Source organism: Labilithrix luteola (assembly GCF_001263205.1).
GTDB classification, from domain to species: domain Bacteria; phylum Myxococcota_A; class Polyangia; order Polyangiales; family Polyangiaceae; genus Labilithrix; species Labilithrix luteola.
This window is the reverse complement of the sequence record NZ_CP012333.1, coordinates 5,783,770-5,801,766: the sequence shown is the minus strand read 5'-3', so window position 1 is coordinate 5,801,766 and position 17,997 is coordinate 5,783,770. Positions and strand designations below refer to the sequence as shown.

The 17,997-nt window shown below is 66.5% G+C and carries 12 protein-coding genes; 6 read left to right on the top strand and 6 right to left on the bottom strand.

All coding sequences use genetic code 11. The annotated features are described in order from the left end of the window. Positions 1–136: 136 nt before the first annotated feature. On the bottom strand, positions 137–2,797 hold the full coding sequence (locus AKJ09_RS25475; RefSeq protein ID WP_146650040.1) for a serine/threonine-protein kinase: 2,661 nt from the start codon (positions 2,795–2,797) through the stop codon (positions 137–139). Between the two features lie 421 nt (positions 2,798–3,218). Between AKJ09_RS25475 and AKJ09_RS25470 the strand changes: the two genes are divergently transcribed. After that, complete coding sequence (locus AKJ09_RS25470; RefSeq protein ID WP_146650038.1) at positions 3,219–5,744, top strand: serine/threonine-protein kinase; 2,526 nt, start codon at positions 3,219–3,221, stop codon at positions 5,742–5,744. Between the two features lie 25 nt (positions 5,745–5,769). On the opposite strand, the gene AKJ09_RS25465 is transcribed toward AKJ09_RS25470, so the two are convergent. Next, positions 5,770–6,726 (bottom strand): hypothetical protein, encoded by a 957-nt coding sequence (locus AKJ09_RS25465; protein ID WP_146650036.1) that lies wholly within the window; start codon positions 6,724–6,726, stop codon positions 5,770–5,772. A 300-nt stretch (positions 6,727–7,026) separates the two neighbouring features. Here AKJ09_RS25465 and AKJ09_RS53285 point away from each other — a divergent pair, with 300 nt between their 5' ends. Both AKJ09_RS53285 and AKJ09_RS25460 read left to right on the top strand, forming a co-directional pair. Then, positions 7,027–7,179 (top strand): hypothetical protein, encoded by a 153-nt coding sequence (locus tag AKJ09_RS53285; protein ID WP_169927853.1) that lies wholly within the window; start codon positions 7,027–7,029, stop codon positions 7,177–7,179. Positions 7,180–7,181: 2 nt separating this feature from the next. Further along, positions 7,182–9,584 carry a hypothetical protein gene (locus AKJ09_RS25460; protein WP_146650034.1) on the top strand — a complete coding sequence of 801 codons (2,403 nt, stop codon included), beginning with the start codon at positions 7,182–7,184 and terminating at the stop codon, positions 9,582–9,584. A gap of 139 nt (positions 9,585–9,723) precedes the next feature. On the opposite strand, the gene AKJ09_RS25455 is transcribed toward AKJ09_RS25460, so the two are convergent. Beyond that, positions 9,724–11,043: a hypothetical protein gene (locus tag AKJ09_RS25455; RefSeq protein WP_146650032.1), complete on the bottom strand. Its 1,320-nt coding sequence runs from the start codon at positions 11,041–11,043 to the stop codon at positions 9,724–9,726. A 146-nt stretch (positions 11,044–11,189) separates the two neighbouring features. Between AKJ09_RS25455 and mgtA the strand changes: the two genes are divergently transcribed. Further along, a complete protein-coding gene (gene mgtA / locus AKJ09_RS25450; RefSeq protein ID WP_146650030.1) occupies positions 11,190–13,727 on the top strand; it encodes a magnesium-translocating P-type ATPase in 2,538 nt (845 codons plus the stop codon). On the opposite strand, the gene AKJ09_RS25445 is transcribed toward mgtA, so the two are convergent. Continuing rightward, positions 13,717–14,241 (bottom strand): OsmC family protein, encoded by a 525-nt coding sequence (locus AKJ09_RS25445; RefSeq protein ID WP_146650028.1) that lies wholly within the window; start codon positions 14,239–14,241, stop codon positions 13,717–13,719. The two genes, mgtA and AKJ09_RS25445, sit on opposite strands and share 11 nt — an antisense overlap. After that, complete coding sequence (locus AKJ09_RS25440; protein ID WP_146650026.1) at positions 14,238–14,963, bottom strand: DUF2267 domain-containing protein; 726 nt, start codon at positions 14,961–14,963, stop codon at positions 14,238–14,240. The genes AKJ09_RS25445 and AKJ09_RS25440 overlap by 4 nt, the downstream gene beginning before the upstream one ends. Before the next feature lie 225 nt (positions 14,964–15,188). Between AKJ09_RS25440 and AKJ09_RS25435 the strand changes: the two genes are divergently transcribed. Further along, complete coding sequence (locus AKJ09_RS25435) at positions 15,189–15,641, top strand: universal stress protein (protein WP_146650024.1); 453 nt, start codon at positions 15,189–15,191, stop codon at positions 15,639–15,641. Positions 15,642–15,667: 26 nt separating this feature from the next. Beyond that, complete coding sequence (locus AKJ09_RS25430) at positions 15,668–16,069, top strand: glycine zipper 2TM domain-containing protein (protein WP_146650022.1); 402 nt, start codon at positions 15,668–15,670, stop codon at positions 16,067–16,069. Between the two features lie 6 nt (positions 16,070–16,075). On the opposite strand, the gene ftsH is transcribed toward AKJ09_RS25430, so the two are convergent. Further along, a complete protein-coding gene (ftsH, locus tag AKJ09_RS25425) occupies positions 16,076–17,995 on the bottom strand; it encodes an ATP-dependent zinc metalloprotease FtsH (RefSeq protein ID WP_146650020.1) in 1,920 nt (639 codons plus the stop codon). Positions 17,996–17,997 lie beyond the last annotated feature (2 nt).

Here is a 17,997-nt window from a genome sequence, read left to right as displayed (position 1 = left end):
GCCCGGCTGCTACGGCGGATCGCGAACCTTCGCCCTTCCCCCATCCGTACTTTTTGCGTGGTACGAACTTCCTTGCAGGAGCGGATGTACCCAAGGCGTTTCCTGTAGGCGATGTCGGACGACAGCCCGCGGCTAGCTAGACGGGAGTCAAGGAGCCGAGCAGGCGCTTGAGCTGGCTCTTCAGAGGTTCGGCGCTGCGTTCTGCACGCTCGGCGACGAGACCACGGTAGTTGCGCCCGCTGAGCGCGAGGAGCGAGTGCGCGCTGGCCAGAATGACGGCGTCCTCGCGAGAGAGCGTACCCGGCACCTGAGGCGGACGGGGCGGCAGCTCGCGCGCGTCGCGAGAGGGCGTGAGCAGCTGCGTGAGCACCGAAATCGCCGGCTTCTGAGCGCTCGCCGTGACGTTCGCGAGGGCGATGGCCGCGGCGGCGCGAACGTCGTCACCCGCCGGCATTCGACGCAGCAAGATCGCCGAGAGGCGCGGCACGACGTGCTCGTCGATGCTGCCCTGCTGCCTTAGCCCTGCGATGCCGGCGATGCGAACCACGTCGTCTTTGCTCTGCACCATGCCGACGAGAAGAGGCTTGGCGCGCTCTCCCCACAGCGTGACGATCGCCGCGGTCGCGGCGCGACACACGCCCGACACGTTGATCCGCAGATACTTCACGACGAGATTTCCCGCGGACTCGTCACCCACGGTCGGAACGCACAAGAGGAGGTCCTCGGCGAGCTCCAACGTGCGGGGGTTGTAGTCACTATCGAGAATCTTCTCGAGCGCAGCACGGACCACGGGCCATGCTTTGCGCCCGCAATCTTTGACCGCCGCGATGAACGGTCCGCGAATGTGCGGGTCGCTCGCCAACTTCACACGCGCCCCGTAGAGCCCGTACGCACCTGAGATACCGCCGTGCACGAGCAAGCGGCGCGCGTAGTCGCGGGCTTCTTCCGTTCCCGAAAGCAGCTGCTCGGCAACCGTCGCGAGGATCGCCGGGTCTTCGAACACGCGTGACACCCGTGAGGCGATTTGCGCGCGTGACCCCGCTGCTTGCGGGCCCTCCATCGCGATGCCTTGGAGCGTGCTCGACACGGCCCACAACGTCTTCGTGTCGCCGCGCGCTGCGAGCGCACGCAGCGCCGGATCGAGGCGCAACGCGAACTGCGAGAACGCGCGCACGTCCGTCGTCTTCGCCACGCGGCGGAGCCAGCCGGCGGCGTTCTGCTGGAGTGCATCCGCGAGCTCGTCCGGCGGGTAACCGGCAGGCGCGGCGGCGAGAAGCTTGCCCGTCGAAGGCGGCTTTCCTTGGTTCGCGGCCGCTTGTTGCGCGACCGACGACGCGTAGACAGGGTTGCGTTCGAGCCACTCCGGCTGCTGCTGCGGCGGGCTCGGGACCACACGGCTCGGCGGCGGCTCGTCGGCTTGCTGCGCGAGAAGCGTCGCCGCTTGCGCCGCCGTTATCGGACGGATTTCGTCGGTCGTCGGCATCGCGGCGCCGAGAGCCCTCTCCGCCACGACCGACGAGTTCGGCGCCGCCTCGATCGGCGCAGGACTCTGGACCTGGCGAAGCTCGACACGCAGATCCCGCATGCTCTGCGGCCGATCCTCCGCTTCCTTCTCGAGCGCGTGGAGGATGACCTTCTCGAGCGTCGGATCGGTGCCGGGACGAAGCGTCGACGGCGGAACCGGCGGCGTGAACTGATGCCGGTTGAGGATCGACTGCGGGCGCTCGGACTGGAAAGGAACCTGTCCGGTCGCGAGCTCGTAGAGAACGACGCCACACGCGTAGACGTCGCTTCGGGCATCGAGCTCGTCGCCGCGGCACTGCTCGGGCGACATGTATTCGGGCGTGCCCGAGATGACGCCCAGCTCGTTGGCCGTCGCCGCGCGATGCTGCGCGATACCGAAGTCGCAGACCTTGACGATCTCGACGGCGCGTCCGTCGTCGTCTTGTCCTTGGACGATGACGAGGTTTTCGGGCTTGATGTCGCGGTGGACGATGCCGCGCGCATGGGCGTGCGAGAGGCCCGCGCAGACCTGCATCATCACGGTGGCGATGCGAACCGGATCGAGCGGCCCTTCTTTGGCGAGCACGTCGCGGAGCTCCACGCCATCGAGGAACTCCATCGCCAGATAGAGAAGACCGTCGGGCTCCTGCCCGAAGTCGATCACGCGCGTGATGTTCGGATGGTCGAGCCGGCTCGCTGCGAGGGCTTCCGCGTAGAAGCGCCGACAGAAGTCGATGTCGCGCTGGAAGGACTCGTGGAGCACCTTCACGGCGACCGGCATGCGGAGCTCGCGATGGCGCGCCTTGTAGACAGCGCCCACACCACCGCGGCCGATGAGGTGCTCGATCATCAGTTTGCCGCCCGCGAGCGCACGGCCGACGAGGGCATCCGCCGGTGGACTGGGCAGCGGACCGACCACCGAAAGATCGGCTGTATGACTTGCGGTCAGCGGGGCGATGCTCTTCCCGCGCCGTCCTCGCACGACGCCCGTGGATGGGACCGGCGATTCGCGGTTCGGCTCGCCGGGTTGCTGATTCGGCATCGTCGCGACACGAAGCGGAAAACCGTCTTCTGTCGGCGGGCCAAGAGGCTGCGCGAGAAAGAAGAGAGGCTCGGACATGCTCGGGATGTGGACCTCGAGAACGTGCTGCGACGCGTTCACCGGCGCCGTCTCGAGCGGCACGAAGACGCGCGTTCCCGAGAGCGCTGCCGAATAGAGAATGTCGCGCGACGCGTCGTCAGCCAGATCGGCGACGAGAACGGGGAGCAGATCCTCAGGAGGCAAGGAGGCCATGCGAAGAGACTGTCTTTAGGATCTCATCCTCGCTTTTCGTGGTCAACGGAGCGAATCGTTACGCTTCTGAAAGGTCGCGCTCGCGGGAAGGGAATGGACACATATCCGCCCCGACGTGGACGAGGGATGCGACGTACGCTCACCCCGAGCGACTGTCCAGGTACGCTCCGCTCCATCGTTCACGTCCGACCGACTGAGCGGGCACGAGTGGGCCACATTGACCCGCTGGCTGGCTGGCTTGGTTGGCTGGCTGGCTGGCTGGCTCGCTGCGCCTGCGCCTGCGCCTGCCTGATTTTGCGGACCTCGCGTCGAGAGGCGCCACATCGTGAATCTGCAATGCGCGATTTCACTTTTGCGATGTCACGTCGCCGACGCGGAAGATGTAAGCACCTGCGACCGAAGGTCTGTTTAGAATGACGGCGTGTCCGACGACGCCGACGTCCTCCTGCCCGTCCTGGTCGCCGAGCTCGCGGACGAAGACGCACGGAGAATGGTGGAGGAGTTCGCTCGAGCTCGACGGACCGTTCTCGTTCCGCTCGTCGACCCGCCAGGCGACGCGTCGCTTCACGTCCTGGAAGTGACGACGCCGGGCAACCCCGAGCCCCTCCTCGTGATGGCGCAGCCCGTGGGCGCACCGACGGAACGCGGCTTTCCATTGCGCTTGCGCGCGTACGACCCGCTCCGTGCGGGCCCCCCATCGTCCAAGCCGCCGCCGCCGATCAACGCGCCGAGACCGAGCGCGTCCTTTCCACCGTCGCCCTCGTCGGCACCTCCGTCGTCCGTTCGCGGCATGCCTTCGCTGCGCGCGACTCGCGCTCGCCCGGCCACCCTCACGGCACATCACACGCGCGACTTGGTCCGTCCGCCGCAAGAGGCCGATGACGAGCTCCTTGCCGAGGATCTGACGGGTCGAGAGCTCGCCGGCGGTAAGTTCGTGGTCGAAGAGCAGGTCGGAACGGGCGGCATGGGCGTCGTCTACCGCGCGCGTCACAAGCAGCTCGGCACTCCGCTCGCCGTGAAGGTGCTCCACGAGCGCTTTCGCCGCGACCTCGCGTTCTGCGCGCGCTTCCAAGCCGAGGCGCTCGCCGTCAGCCAACTCGATCACGCCAACGTCGTCCGCATCTTCGACTACGGACAGGAGCCCGACGGCCTCCTCTATCTCGCGATGGACTTCCTTCGCGGTGTCGAGCTCGAGGAGGTCGTCGTCCGCGAAGGCGCGCTTCCACTCGAACGCATCATCGACATCGCGATGCAGGTTTCGGCGGGTCTCGGCCACGCGCACGGCCGCGGCATCGTTCATCGCGACGTCAAACCGTCGAACATCATCTTGGTGAAGACCGACGACGACGAGGGACGCGCCGTCGAGCTCGTCAAAGTCTGCGACTTCGGCATTGCCGCCCACACCGGCACGCGAGGGCTCGTCGGCACGCCCGCGTACATGTCGCCAGAGCAGTGCGAAGGGCGCGAGGTCGATGGCCGGTCGGACATCTATGCGCTCGGCATCATCCTCTACGAGCTCGCCACCGGTCAGCTGCCGTTCACCGGCCCGACGCCGGCGGACGTCGCCCAACTCCATCTCCACAAGCCACCTCCCCCTCCCGCCCTAATCCGTCCGGTCGACCCGCGCCTCGAAGAGCTCATCTTGCGAATGCTGCGGAAGTGGCCGTCCGAGCGTCCGGGCAGCATGCGTGAGGTGCGCGCAGCGCTTCGACACATCGAGGCCGGTTCACGACTCGAGCTGCACTCGGTCGGAGCAGGGGCATCTGCCAGGGAGCGAGGAAGCTCTCCGCCCCAGGCGCTTTCGTCGCCAGTTCCGTCGCGTACGTCGAGCACGTCGAGCACGCTCGGCATGGCGCCCGTCGACATTCCGGCTCTGGCCGCGCTGCTCACGACGGATCCGGCCGCGGCACTGCGCGAGCGCCTGGCCACACCTGCCCACTTCGCCAACGAAGCAAGGGCCGTGGCCGCGGCGATGCGCGTGATGTTGAGCCGGGCGGAATACGAAGCCCTCGCGAGGGTGGTCGCCATCTTCCGTCATGTCGCCGAGACGACCGCGGATCCGCGCGCCGAGCTCTCCTCGCGCGTCGTTCGCACGCTCGAGGATCCGGCGCTCCTCGGCCCGGCTGCCGAGCACGTGCTCTCGAGCGAGGGTGACGCGGCACCACGCTTCCTGTCGATGCTGGGACTCGCGGCAGCGCACGCGCTCTACGCGGTGCGCATTCGTTCGCATCCCACGCCCACCCTGCGAACTCGTTTCGTGGCGACGCTCCGAGCCATCGGTGCTCCAGCATGGCCGCTCGTGTCTCTGGCGCTCGAGCGGAACGCACCTGGAGAGGCACGCAAACACGACCCGCGCCTCGCCGAAGACCTGCTGAGGGGCATGGTGCTTCCCGATCAAGACGTCGGCCACAACGCACCTTCGGCCGAGGGGCTCGGCACGGTGGTCGCCGCGTGCATTCGATGGGGCGATCCGGCCGTGCGCCGTGCCGCCATCGGACCGCTGGTACGCCTCTGGGGCGATCGCTCGCGCGCGTTGCTCTTCGGCCTCTTCCTCAAAGATCCGGAGGAAGACGTTCGCATCGCGGCGCTGATCGCGCTTCGAGAGCTTCGCGCGATCGACGAACACATCGTACGGAGGGGCGAGCAGATCTTCGCTGGAGAGCCTCCGAGCACGTTGCTTCGCGTGGCCGTGGCCGAGGCCTTGGCCGACGCGAACGAAGCCGCGCGACCTCTCGCCATCGGCATTCTGCGGCGTGCACTGGGCACCAAGCCGGAGAAGCGAAGCTCGACGGGCCCGAAGACGACGGCGCCCGTGATTCTTGCCGTCGCGCGTTCGTTCGCGCTTCTCGGTGGGCCGGAAGCGGCCAACCACATCGAGAGCCTGGGACGGCAGTACGAGGAGCCGCTTCGCACGCAGCTCCTCGGGCTGGTGGGCGCCCGCTCCTAAGGATTCGCGAGCGCCCGAGCGACGGTCAGCTCGGCGGGACCGGGTCGCTCCACTTCTCCTCCGGGGGCGGAGGAACGTCGGTCTTGATGTTGCGATCCTCGACGATGGCGATGTCGATCGAGCCAAGCTCTTCCAGGGCGGCCTCGGCGCTCATCGTTGCGATGCTCGTTGCGGTCGCGCTTGTGGCGCTTGTGGCGCTCGTGGCGCTCGTGGCTGTCGGCGCCGTTGCAGACGTGGCTGCCGTCGCAGACGTGGCGGTGGCCGAAACGGTGGCCGGCGCCGTCACGGTCGGGGCGACGAGGCCGACCTTCTTGGCGAAGGCGTCGAGCGCGAAGAGGAGGGCCTCTTCCGAGACCTTGGCGAGGATGGTGTCCCACCCGAGCGCGTTCACGATGCCCATCGGCGAGCCGTCGCCGCTCGCGTGGATCCCGCGGACCCAGGCCACGATCTGATCTTTGCTGAGCGTATCGCAGATGGTGTCCGTGCCCTTGAGCCGACCTCCACGCCCCTCGAGGTTCTGCAAAAACCAGCGATCGTCGAAGAGGTTGAGCTCGCGGGCTGTGCGCAGCGCCTTCTGGACGGGCGCGCCGGAAACGCGGCCGGTCCGCCAGAAGGTCCACCACTCCTGGAGGGGTGCCCAGTCGATGAGGGTGCCGGCGATGATCCCTTCCTCGAACGTCGCGGCGTCGATGTCGCCCGCGAGGAGCGCGTCGTGGACGACGACACGGACCTTCGCGTCATCGTCACGAACGGCCGCCTTGGCGCCGCGAATGCCCCAGGCCGAGACGATGGGCGCGCGTACCTCGCGCGGCATGTGCAAAAACACGCGGTCCGTCGCGTTCGTCTGGTCGTGCGGGAAGAAGTGAGTGACGAATTCTTGCGGACTCCGCACGCGGCCCGGATCGGTACGACGGAACTCCTCCATCGTCAGACAGAACTTGGTCACCGGATCCTGGCGGTTGTTCTTGGTCACTTGCGACACGTGTTCTCCTCCCACGCGAGTCGGTCGGCGCAGCGCGAAGAGCATACGCTGCTCGCACGCGAGGACGTCGGACAAGCGCCCTTGCCGGAAGGTCCGTACGTGCGCGCACACGCGGTCACTTCGATAAGCCGATGGGCGGGTGATGGCCCGGCGATGACTGGATGACGGTAGGAGAAGGTCGGCTCTCCTCTCGCCCAAGCGCCCACTCGAACGAGGAGGCAAGCAACGAAGCAGGCTGGCGAGCCGCCGGTGTGCTTCCATGGTCCATCGCGAGGACACGCCCGCATCCAGGGAAGCGCCATGCAGGGAACCAGAAAGGCCAAAGGGATCGAGAGCGTCGAGACGACGGTCGGGGACCGCCGTAGCGAAACGATCACGAAGCCCCAGCCAGCCGTCGTGATGATCGTGCCGAGCCCGACGACGGCGACGCGAGTGCGCGTATCGACGTCGTGAAAATGGAACTCGGACCTCGCGATGTCGCCACGAGCGCCGTCGTGGCGCTGAGGCGCGAGCTGAGTCGCCTGACGCATCAGGCGGCGGCGGTCGAGAAGTCGCTCGACGATCAACGACGCGATCGAACCGAAGCCATCGAACGCCTCGAGCGCGCGACGGAGCACGCTCTCCACCTGCAGGCCCGCCTCACCGGTGTGGAGTCCGAGGCGGAATCGTTGCGCCGAATGCATGAGTCGGCGCTCAAGGATCTCCAGAAGCTCCGCACCGAACGCGATGAGCTCGCGGCGACCGCCGACGACGCGAAGAAGGCGAAGGAGAGCGCGAATCGAGATCGCGAGGAGCTGCGCAAGGCACGCGAGGAAGCCACCAAGGCCAAAGCCGAAGCGAGCAAGGCCAACGAGGAAGCAGCCAAAGCGAAGGACGAGGCAGCCAAAGCGAAGGACGAGGCAGCCAAAGCGAAGGACGAGGCAGCCAAAGCGAAGGACGAGGCAGCCAAGGCCAACGAAGACGCGACGAAGGCCAAGGACGAAGCGAAGGCCGCGTGCAACGACGCGACAAAGGCCAAAGAGGACGTTGCCAAGGCCAAGGACGAGGCCATGGGCGCGCGCTTGGACGCCGCGAAGGCACGCGACGACGGGAACAAGGCGAAGGACGAGGCGACGACGCTACGCGCGGAGGCGACCAAGCACGCCGAAGATCTGAGGAAGGCGCGCGACGAGGCTGGCGATCTCGCATCCGACGTCGCGAAGGCAAAGCGTGACGCCGAGCGCGAACGCACGATCGCGCGCGACAAGATCGACGGACTCGAGCGTGCGCTAGAGCTGGCGAAGGAGACGGAATCTCGCCTCGAGCGGGAGAACTTCGCGGGTCGCTCCGAACGCGATCGGATCGAACGCGAGCTGACGTTGGCCATCGCTGCGAAGGGTGTGTCCGAGGAGCGCGTACGCTCGCTCGAAAGCGCTCGGACGCTTCTCGACGCGACACTTGCACAGCTGCGAGACGACGTCGCTCTCGCGTTTTCGCGAGCGGGCATTGGCGGGCGAGCATCGGTGCCCGCCACCGATCCCTCAGTGTCGGCCCTCGTGGCACCGCCCCCACCTTCGCTCGCCGAACTTCTCGCCCCCGCCGTCGAACAGGCCGCCGCGACCTCGACCGAGACGAGCGAAGCTGCACCGCGGTCGAAAACGGCGGAGTCGGTCCGACCGAACTCGAGCGCGATCGACGACGATTGGGGTGCGGCCCTCAGCGTGCTGTCCGATTCTCCGCCTCCGATGCCGCCCAGCGTAGGCGACGCGGCATCGAACGAACCTGCCATCGCGAAGGTCGACGAAGTCGTCGCCGCCGCCGAAGTCGTGGCGACGCACGAGGAGCCTACGACGACGGACGACGGCGACCGTGTGACGCTCGTCGGCAACGAGGCGTTCGTCGCCGAGGTGGAAGCGGAGGCAATCCGCCAGGCCGAAGCGGAGCTCGAGGCGGCCCCCGACGTCGAAGTACGCGCCACCGAAGTCGACGACGCGGACGTCGTCACGGAGGTCGAGGACAGCGACCTCGAAGAAGACGACGAAGACCTCGAGGCTCTCGCGAACGCGGAGGTGCAGGAAGAGGTCGTCTCGCTCACGGTTTCCGAGCCACCGCTCACCCGCCGGGCCAGCGCGCTTCCTCCTCCGACCGACGAGGTCGCGCAAGAACCGACGCGCGAGCAACTGTTCGCCGCGCTTGGTGATCCGCTGAAGGCCGAGGACGCGTCCGGTTCGCTTCGCGAGCACCCCACGTGGCTCACGAGCGTTCCTCCGAACGAGCTCGTCACGGCGCTCTCGACGGTCGACTACAACGCCGAGGGATCGATTTTCGCCCTCGCCCGAGCGTGGGAGCGCGAGCCGCTCTGTCACGCGCTCATCAAGGCGCTGCGCAAGGAAAAGGACCCCAAGCAACGCGAACACACCGCGTGGCTTCTCAAGCATCTCGCTGCGCCCTCGGCGTGGAAAGCCCTCTCGGACATCGCGCGAAACGAGGACGAGCAGCTGGCCGTGCGACGGTGGCTCCTCGAAGCGCTCGACCGTCTCGCGGCGTGCCGCTCGATCGGCTGGACCGAGCTCCGCGACGTGGTGAGCACGCTGCTCGCCAACGACGACGCGACCATCCGTGACAGCGCGATAGGCATCCTCGCCGCGCTCGAGCGCTCGGACGAGAAGCGACGTCTCCTCCTCGACGTCCTCCGCACCGACGACAACGAAGCCGTCCTCTCGAGCGCGGTCCAGGCTCTCGCCACGGTCCTCCCCGTCGAGCTCGAATCGAGCATCGTCGAGCGCCTGCTCGGCCATCCGAGCGCCCGCGTGCAACGCAGCGTTCTCGACTTCGTCGCCGACGCTAAACGCGGGGGCTCTGCACCCCTCAAGACCTAACGGTCTTGAGCCTCCCCGGCTGATCGCGGCGGGTTCTTGTCGCGCTCATAGCGCGACAAGCCGTCAGGCGACCCGCCGCGATCAGCCGGGGGGAGGCTCAAGCGCAGAGCGCTTGAGGGGGGGCTCCGCCCCCACAAGACTAGTGTGGTTGCTGGGCCGGCCCGATGCAGACGCTGGCTTCGAGCAAGATGTAGAGCAGCGCCTTCTCCTGCGCGAGGAGGTTCGTGTCGTCGTCGCCTTCGGCGTGGTAGGTGCTGAAGAGCACGCGACCGCACTGGTCGTCGAAGGTCACGGTCTGTGGACCCTTCACCGAAGACATCCAGACCTTGGGCGTGATGGTCGTAGGGTTGCCGTCGGCGTCCTTGCCCTGCTGCGGGGTGACCTTCGAGATGAGCGTGTAGCTTCCCTTGAGTTTGAAGCTCGACTCGCCGATGGCGGAGAGCCATGCGCCGAGGCCCGGATCCTCCGCCTTACCGTCGAGGTCGTACTGCCCCGGCTGGCAGGCCACACCCCACTGGCTCATGTCCGTGAGCTCTTTGTCGTTGCCGTCTTTCCACGTGATGAAGCCCGGCCAGATCTGACGGACGACTTCGTATGAATAATCGGTGACGTAAACCTTGCCGCCACCCTCGACGTAGTCGCGAAGCATCTTCTGCTGGCCGCTCGTCGGCAGCGACTTGCACTCGAGCCCCGTGAAGCCGCAGGGCAAAAGCACGATGTGGTACTTCGAGAGCGTCTCCTGCGATTTGACGAGGTCCCAGGTGAACTGCGAGACGGCGGGCGGCAGCCCTTTGGGCTCGAAGAGGCCCTGGCCGTACCGATCGAACTGCGTGAGCCCGAGCTTCTTCAGCGAGATTTCGATCTTGTCGAAGCCACCGCCGGCCACCCCGATGCGCGGGATGTCGTCACCCACCGCCGAATTCGAGGCGCCGGGGAACGTGGTGAGCGGCTTGTCGACCGCCTGCGTTCCTTCGGTCGTCGTAATCGGACGCGCGCGGCGGAACTGCCCCTTTTGCACGATCAGATATGCCTGGCCGGGCGAGTAGATCGGCAGCTCGAAGGTTCCGTCCGCCTTGGAGTAGGTGAACGGCGTGCCCGCCGGCAATTGAACGCACTTGTCGCAATACGCGTGATCAGGAATGGGCGCTGGCAATGAACCGCCCAAGTAGATGAGCGCGTTCGCGATCGGCACGGTACCTTCGGGTGCGTAGACCGTACCCGTCAACGTGCCGACGGCCTTCAGCTCGGGCTTTCCGCCGTCGCCGTCACCGAGCACACCGTTCGGGGTCTGACCGTTCGAGCCCCCGGGCAAATTCGGATCTTCGTCGAAGCTTCGCGACTTATCGCTTCCGCACGCCACCGCAATAGCGCCCGTCAGAACGAGCACCGCGAGCGGCAATACGCCCGACGCACGCGACAAACGAGACAGGCCCGACCTGCGAAAGATTGAGTGAAGCATCGATCGCCTCCGAAAGACGGTACGGAGTAGCTGACGCCTCCTAGGGCGAGCAAGGTGAGTGGGCGTTCGAGCACAGCGTGAGACGCGTTCGAGGCAGAGCGGAACAATCTTTTCCGTTTCGCGCCATTGGCCTGATCGATCGAGCTTTGCTCCGGGCCGTTGCGAGCCTGTCGCTCGATCTCAAGGTTGGACGCGTGGAGAGCGGGCTCACGACCGAAGAAGCCCTGCGCCGTCTCGCCCGTGACGGCCTCAACGAACCGCTCCCGAGACATCGGCCGCGATTCCGCATGCTCGTGCGCCGCTTCGCCAACCCGTTGGTCGGCATTCTCGTCATCGCGAGCATTGCCTCGATGTTCGTCGGCGATCCAACCGACGCGGCGGTCATCCTCGCGATCGTCACGGTGAGCGCGGTCCTTGATGGCGTTCAGACGAGACGCGCCCATCGCGCGGCGGATGCGCTGCGCGAAAGCATCTCCACCACAGCCACGGTCCTGCGCGACGGTGCCTTCGTCGAAATTCCGCGCGCCCAGGTCGTGGAAGGCGACGTCGTACGCCTCTCGGCAGGCGATCTCGTTCCTGCGGACGTCGAGCTCACGTCCTCGAAAGACCTCCATGCCATGGAGTCCGCACTCACCGGCGAGTCGCTGCCTTCCGAGAAAGACGCGCATGGCGATGGCGACGCTGTCCGTGCTTGGCTCGGCTCGTCGATCGTGAGCGGCACGGGCACCGGACGCGTCTTCGCGACCGGGCCCCGCACGCGATTCGGCGGTATCGCCGCGAGCCTCCACAAGCCGCCTCCTCCGACCGAGTTCGAGCGCGGCCTCGCGAGCTTCGGGGCCTTCATCCTCAAGACGGTCCTCTTCCTCGTCCTCTTCGTCTTCGTGGTCACGGCATGGGGCAAGCGCGACCCGCTCCAGGCACTCCTCTTCTCGGTGGCACTCGCGGTCGGACTCACGCCGGAGTTCCTTCCCGTCATCACCACCATCACGCTCACGCGCAGCGCCGTCCGAATGGCGCACCAGCGGTGCATCGTGAAGAGCCTGGCGGCCATCCAGGATCTGGGGAGCGTCGACGTCCTCTGCTCGGACAAAACGGGCACGCTCACGACGGGCGAGATGAGCCTCGAAGCGCACGTGGACCCCACCGGCAAGACACAGGAGCGTCCACTCCTTCTCGCGTGCGTGAACAGCTTCTTCGAAAGCGGAGTGGAAAATCCCGTCGACGCGGCCGTGCTACGCCACGGACGGCTCGACCCACTCGACCGCGCAGTCTTGCAGCACGAGCATCCCGACATCCACGGCTTCGAGAAGATCGACGAGATGCCCTTCGACTTCGAGCGCCGGCGGGTAAGCGTCGTCGTGAAGCGAGAGCGCGCCGAGGGCGAGGAGTACATCCTCGTGACCAAAGGCGCCCCCGAGCAAGTCCTCGCGAGCTGTACCGAATACGAACTCGATGGTGTCCGCTGCGTTCTCGACACCGAGGCGGTGGCGCAGGCTCGGCGTACGCTCGACGCGCTCGGCGCCAAAGGCTATCGGACGCTCGCCGTGGCGTGGCGGCCGCTGCCTCGGCGCGTCTCGTACGGGCTGGACGACGAGAGAAACCTCGTCCTGTCGGGGTTCATCGCGTTCTTCGATCCGCCACGCGCCGATGCGCGCGAAACGGTCGAGACGCTCGTGCGGCGCGGCGTCAGGACGAAGATTCTCACCGGCGATGCGAAGGCGGTCGCGCAGCACGTCGCCGAACGTGTTGGGCTGTCGAGCGAGCGAATCCTCGTCGGCGACGAGATCGACAAGATGACCGATCCCGCACTCGCTCATCACGTCGAACAAGTCGACGTCTTCGCGCGTCTCTCGCCTGCCCAGAAGACACGCATTCTCGCCGCGCTCCGTTCGCGAGGGCACGTCACCGGCTTTCTCGGCGACGGCATCAACGACGCCCCTTCGCTCCATGCGGCCGACGTCGGAATCGCCGTGGCGGGAGCGGTCGACGTCGCGAAAGAGGCAGCGCAGGTGATCTTGCTCGAGCCAGGCCTCGGCGTGCTTCTCGAAGGCATCGTCGAAGGACGCAAAGCGTTCGGCAATGTCCTCAAGTACCTGCTCATGGGAACGAGCTCGAACTTCGGCAACATGTTCAGCATGGCCGGCGCAGCCGTGGCCCTTCCCTTCTTGCCCATGCTGCCGACCCAGATCCTCCTCAACAACTTCCTCTACGACCTCGCGCAAGTCACGATCCCCACCGACAACGTCGACGACGTGCTCGTGCGTTCACCACGCCGCTGGGACATCGGGCTCGTTCGTCGGTTCATGGCCGTGCTCGGGCCGATCAGCTCGCTCTACGACTTCCTGACCTTCGCCGTCTTGCTGCACGTCCTTCACGCGTCCGAGAGAGCCTTCCACACGGGCTGGTTCGTCGAATCGCTTGCCACACAAACGCTGGTGATCTTCGTCATCCGAACCGTCGGTTCCCCTTGGACCGTCGCCCCGAGTCGTCCGCTCGTCTTCTCCGCTCTCGTGGTCGTGGCCATCGGCATGCTCCTGCCCTACGCGCCGCCGCTCGCGCGCATGCTCGGATTCGAACCATTGCCCATTGGCTATTTCGGATTTCTGGTCGTCGCCACGGGCACGTATCTCTACGTGGTCGATCGCGTGAAGCGACGACTGCTGCGTCACACGTTCAGCTCGTAGGCCCTTCCAAGCCTTCCGTCATGGGCTCGACGTCGACCAGCACTTCGACACCTTCGCGGACGCTCTCGGTCACCACGCAGTAGTCCTGGAACTCCTCGATGCACTTGGCGAGCTCGTCGGTGATGGCCGGTACCGTCGGGTAGAGCGTGACGCGTATACGAGGGATCCGAAGACGATGGCGCTCGTTCCGAGCGACGTCGATGTAGAGGTCGGCATCGACCGACGACACCTCGACGTTCGCGCGTGTCAGACAGAAGAGCAGACTGGCGCTCAAACAGTTGCCGATCGACGCCGCGAGAATGCGCGTCGCATTGGGGCCGTTGTCTTTGCCGAGCGGCGGAGGTTCGTCGACGACGAGCTCCTCCCACTGCTCCTTGTCGAAGCGAATGCGAAACTCGAAGCCCTCCATCTGCTCGACACGCACATGGAGCTCGGCCACCGGCTTTCGCTCCGAGGAGTGCCCCGGTACCGCTTGCTTGTCCCACGAGCTCTCGGACGGTTGAACCTGGCTCATCGGGCACCTTCCTTCTCGTCGTGAGCTTCCTCGTCGTGAGCTTCCTCGTCGTGAGCTTCGGAGATTGGTCGAGGTGGACCTCCGTGGCCGTCGGCGAGAGCGCGACCAAGACGCTCCTGAGTCATGCCTTGCGCACTCGAGAGCTTCACGTCGCCGTGCGGATTGGCTTCACGGACGACGGAATGGCTTTGACCGGCCGGCGGAGCGGCTTCGCTCACGGGATGGCGACTGCCCGATCGCCCGCTGGCGAGCGACGTGAGCGGCTCGGAGGCCGCTTCGACGAGGGGCACGCCATAGGGAGGCGGCTCGCCGAAATGCGCGGGCTGCATGACGCGCGCGATCTCCGACGGTAGTGCTCGGGCGAGTCGTTCACGCAGCTCTTCGGTCAGGGCCGTTCCGACGACGCGAAGCACGACCTGCGCATGCTCGAGGCCGAATCCGCGTGACTCACCATCGAGCTTGCGCACGCGCTCGTAGAACTCGGCTGCCCCGAACGAGCCGTCGTGGTTGGCCCAAACGACCGAGTCGCCGAACGGCTCGGGCAGTCTGCGCGCGAGCTCCGTCGCGTCCTCTTCGCCGAGTCGCTGGCCCAGCGTGAAGAGCGTCGCCCGGATCACGCGCGACGAAAGGTCGAGAGAACCGATTCCACCCTCTTCGCAGACGCGCCTCACGAGCTCTTGCTCGTCGAACAGCTCCTCTGCGTTTTGCGTCGACTCTGCCATGGCGCTACCTCGCCTCGCTTCGCTGCTTCGCCTCGGATCACCCCCGGCAAAGAGTCGCAAGGTCCGGGCCAAAGTGCGGCGTGAGGGATCCTCCCCATGGACCGGGGTTCCTCGCCCAAGGCTGGTTCTGCCGAAAAAATGGCTCGCGGGACGCGCACGTCGCGCGTGGCGTGATGTCGCTAACGGAAGCGGCAAGGCGGCACGCGACGTGAATTCGTAGCGCGCATGGACCGCATCCTCGTGGGTCTCGATGCCTCGAAGCGCGCGACCGAGGTGCTCGACGCGGCCGTCGATCTCGTGCAACGGACGGGGGGAAAGCTCCAGCTGTTTCGCGCGGTCGGCCTGCCTGCCGAGATGCCGACGAACATCTGGTCCATGCCGCCGAGTCAGGTCATCGAGACCTTTCTTTCGACGGCGCGCGCCGACCTCGAAGAGCTCTCGAAGAGAGTCCCGCCGGATCTGCTCGAGGGGACGACGGCTCAAGTGGGGGTCGCGTGGGACGCCATCTGCGCCTACGCCCACGAGCACGACGTCGACCTCATCGTCATCGGCTCGCACGGCTACGGCCTGCTCGATCGGCTGGTCGGAACGACCGCCGCCAAGATCGTCAACCACGCCGACCGCTCGGTGCTGGTCGTACGCCCCAAAGGCGGGCTCGGAACGAACGCTGCCACGTGAATCGAAACCAAGGAAAGGGCATTCCCATGCGATTGCGAGATACGAAAAAGCGTCCTCGCGAGGGCGAGTTCACGTTGCCTCGAGACAACCACGAGCTGTTCGGCGTCACCACTCTGTCCGGCGCCGCAGTCGGTGCGACGGCCGGCATGATCGCCGGACCTCCAGGGATGGTGGTGGGCGGAGTCATCGGCACTGCCGTCGGCGTGCTCGCCGGCAACGCGCTCGAGAAGGACGCCCGCGCGACCGCGCAGCACGACGAAGAGATCGACGACATCGGCGGCGATCTCGAATCATACGGAACGCCTCCCGAAGGGCTCAACCCGCTCCAGGAAGTCGAGCGCGAAGAGTTCGAGCAGCGCCAGAAGAGGGAGCTCGAATTGACCGCAGTCATCGAGGCGCCGCCGTCCTGGGCCAAGCCGGACAAGTGAGGCTCCTCATCCGAGCTTCGACGTCGGCCCTTGCGCCGAGGGAGTCGTGGGCGAGGCGGGGTCGGCCGTGCGCAGCTGCGTGCGGGACTCCGCCTCGACCACGATGGCATCGAGCTCCTCGCGGGAGAGCGTTTCCTTCGCGAGGAGAGCTTCGGCGATGCCGAGAAGGACTTCACGACGGCGCTTCAGAATTTGCCGCGCGCGCTCGTGCTGCTCGTCGACGACGCGGCGAACCTCGTCATCGATCGCCTCGGCGGTGCGCTCCGAGAAGTTCCGCTCTTCGGCCCCGGTCTCGAAGAAACGCATGGAGCCCGTACGGCCGAACGCGAGCGGGCCCAGCTTTCCACTCATGCCGAAGCGACAGACCATCTGGCGTGCCGTCTCCGAGGCACGTTCGAGATCGTTCTGGGCGCCGGTCGAGACCTCGCCGAGCTCCAGCTCTTCGGCCACGCGACCGCCCATCATCACGCACAAGCGATCTTCGAGCTCGGAGAGCGTCATGAGGCGCCGCTCGTCGGTCGGAAGCTGCAACGTCGCGCCGAGCGCGCCGATGCTTCGAGGAATGATGGTCACGCGATGGACCGGATCGCTCTTCGTCGAAATGGCGACGAGCGCGTGCCCCGATTCGTGCACGGCAACGCGCCGCTTCTCGTCGGGCGTCATCACGAGCGCACGCTTCTCGAGGCCGAGCTGCATGCGGTCGACGGCCGACACGAGATCCTGCTGACCGACCACGTCGGCCGAACGACGAGCTGCCGCGAGCGCCGCTTCGTTCACGACGTTGGCGAGATCGGCGCCCACCATGCCTGGAGTCATACGCGCGACGATGCCGAGCTCGGCCTCCGGCGCGAGGGCCACCTTGCGAGCGTGGACCAGCAGAATGGCCTCGCGACCACGGACGTCCGGGCGATCGACGACGACCTGGCGATCGAAGCGGCCCGGCCTGAGCAGTGCAGGATCGAGAACCTCCGGGCGGTTCGACGCCGCCATGAGCAGAACGCCCGCGTTGGCATCGAAACCGTCCATTTCGACGAGCAGCTGATTCAGCGTCTGCTCGCGCTCTTCGTGGGCCACGGCCACGGCCCCTGCGCGCGAACGTCCGATGGCATCGAGCTCGTCGATGAAAACGATGCAGGGCGCGCGCTGCTTGGCCTGCTCGAAGAGGTCGCGGACGCGCGCGGCGCCCACGCCGACGAACATTTCGATGAACGTCGAGGCCGAGAGCGCGAAGAACGGGACCCCTGCCTCTCCGGCAACGGCCTTCGCCAGCAGCGTCTTTCCTGTTCCTGGCGGACCGACGAGCAAGACGCCCTTCGGTACGCGCGCACCGAGCGATTGATACTTCTTGGGCTCGCGGAGGTAGTCGACAATCTCGACGAGCTCCGCACGCGCTTCGTCGACCCCAGCGACGTCGGCGAAGGTAACGCGACCATCCTGCGTCACGTCGTAGACCTTCGACTTGTTACGTCCGACGCTGAGCGGTGTTCCTGCCCCCGCGCGCTTCATCAAACGCAGGCCGATGACCCACGGCGCGACGAGCAGCAGGATCGGCAGCGCCCAGAGCATCGCCGAACGCCACACAGAAGGCGCCTCGACCTTGCCCTCGAACGAAACGTGGTGGTCCTCCATCTCCTTGAGGAGCGGCGTTTCGTCGATGCCCGGCAGGCGGCCCGTGTTCACGAGCTTCGGCGTGCCGAGCGACGTCTTGCCTTCGCTCTCCTTGAGCGCCCCGACGAGTTGCGTCGAACGTAGCTCGACGCGCTCGACCTTGTCCCCACGCAAAAGCGTGAGGAACTCGCTGTAGGGCACTTCGCGTGCGCGCGTGTCCGCAGACACGAACGACTGCGCGGCGATCAGGAGACCGACACTGAGGAGCCCGTAGATGATCGTAAAGACGAGCTTCTTCTTCTCGGAGGGCTCGGCCATGT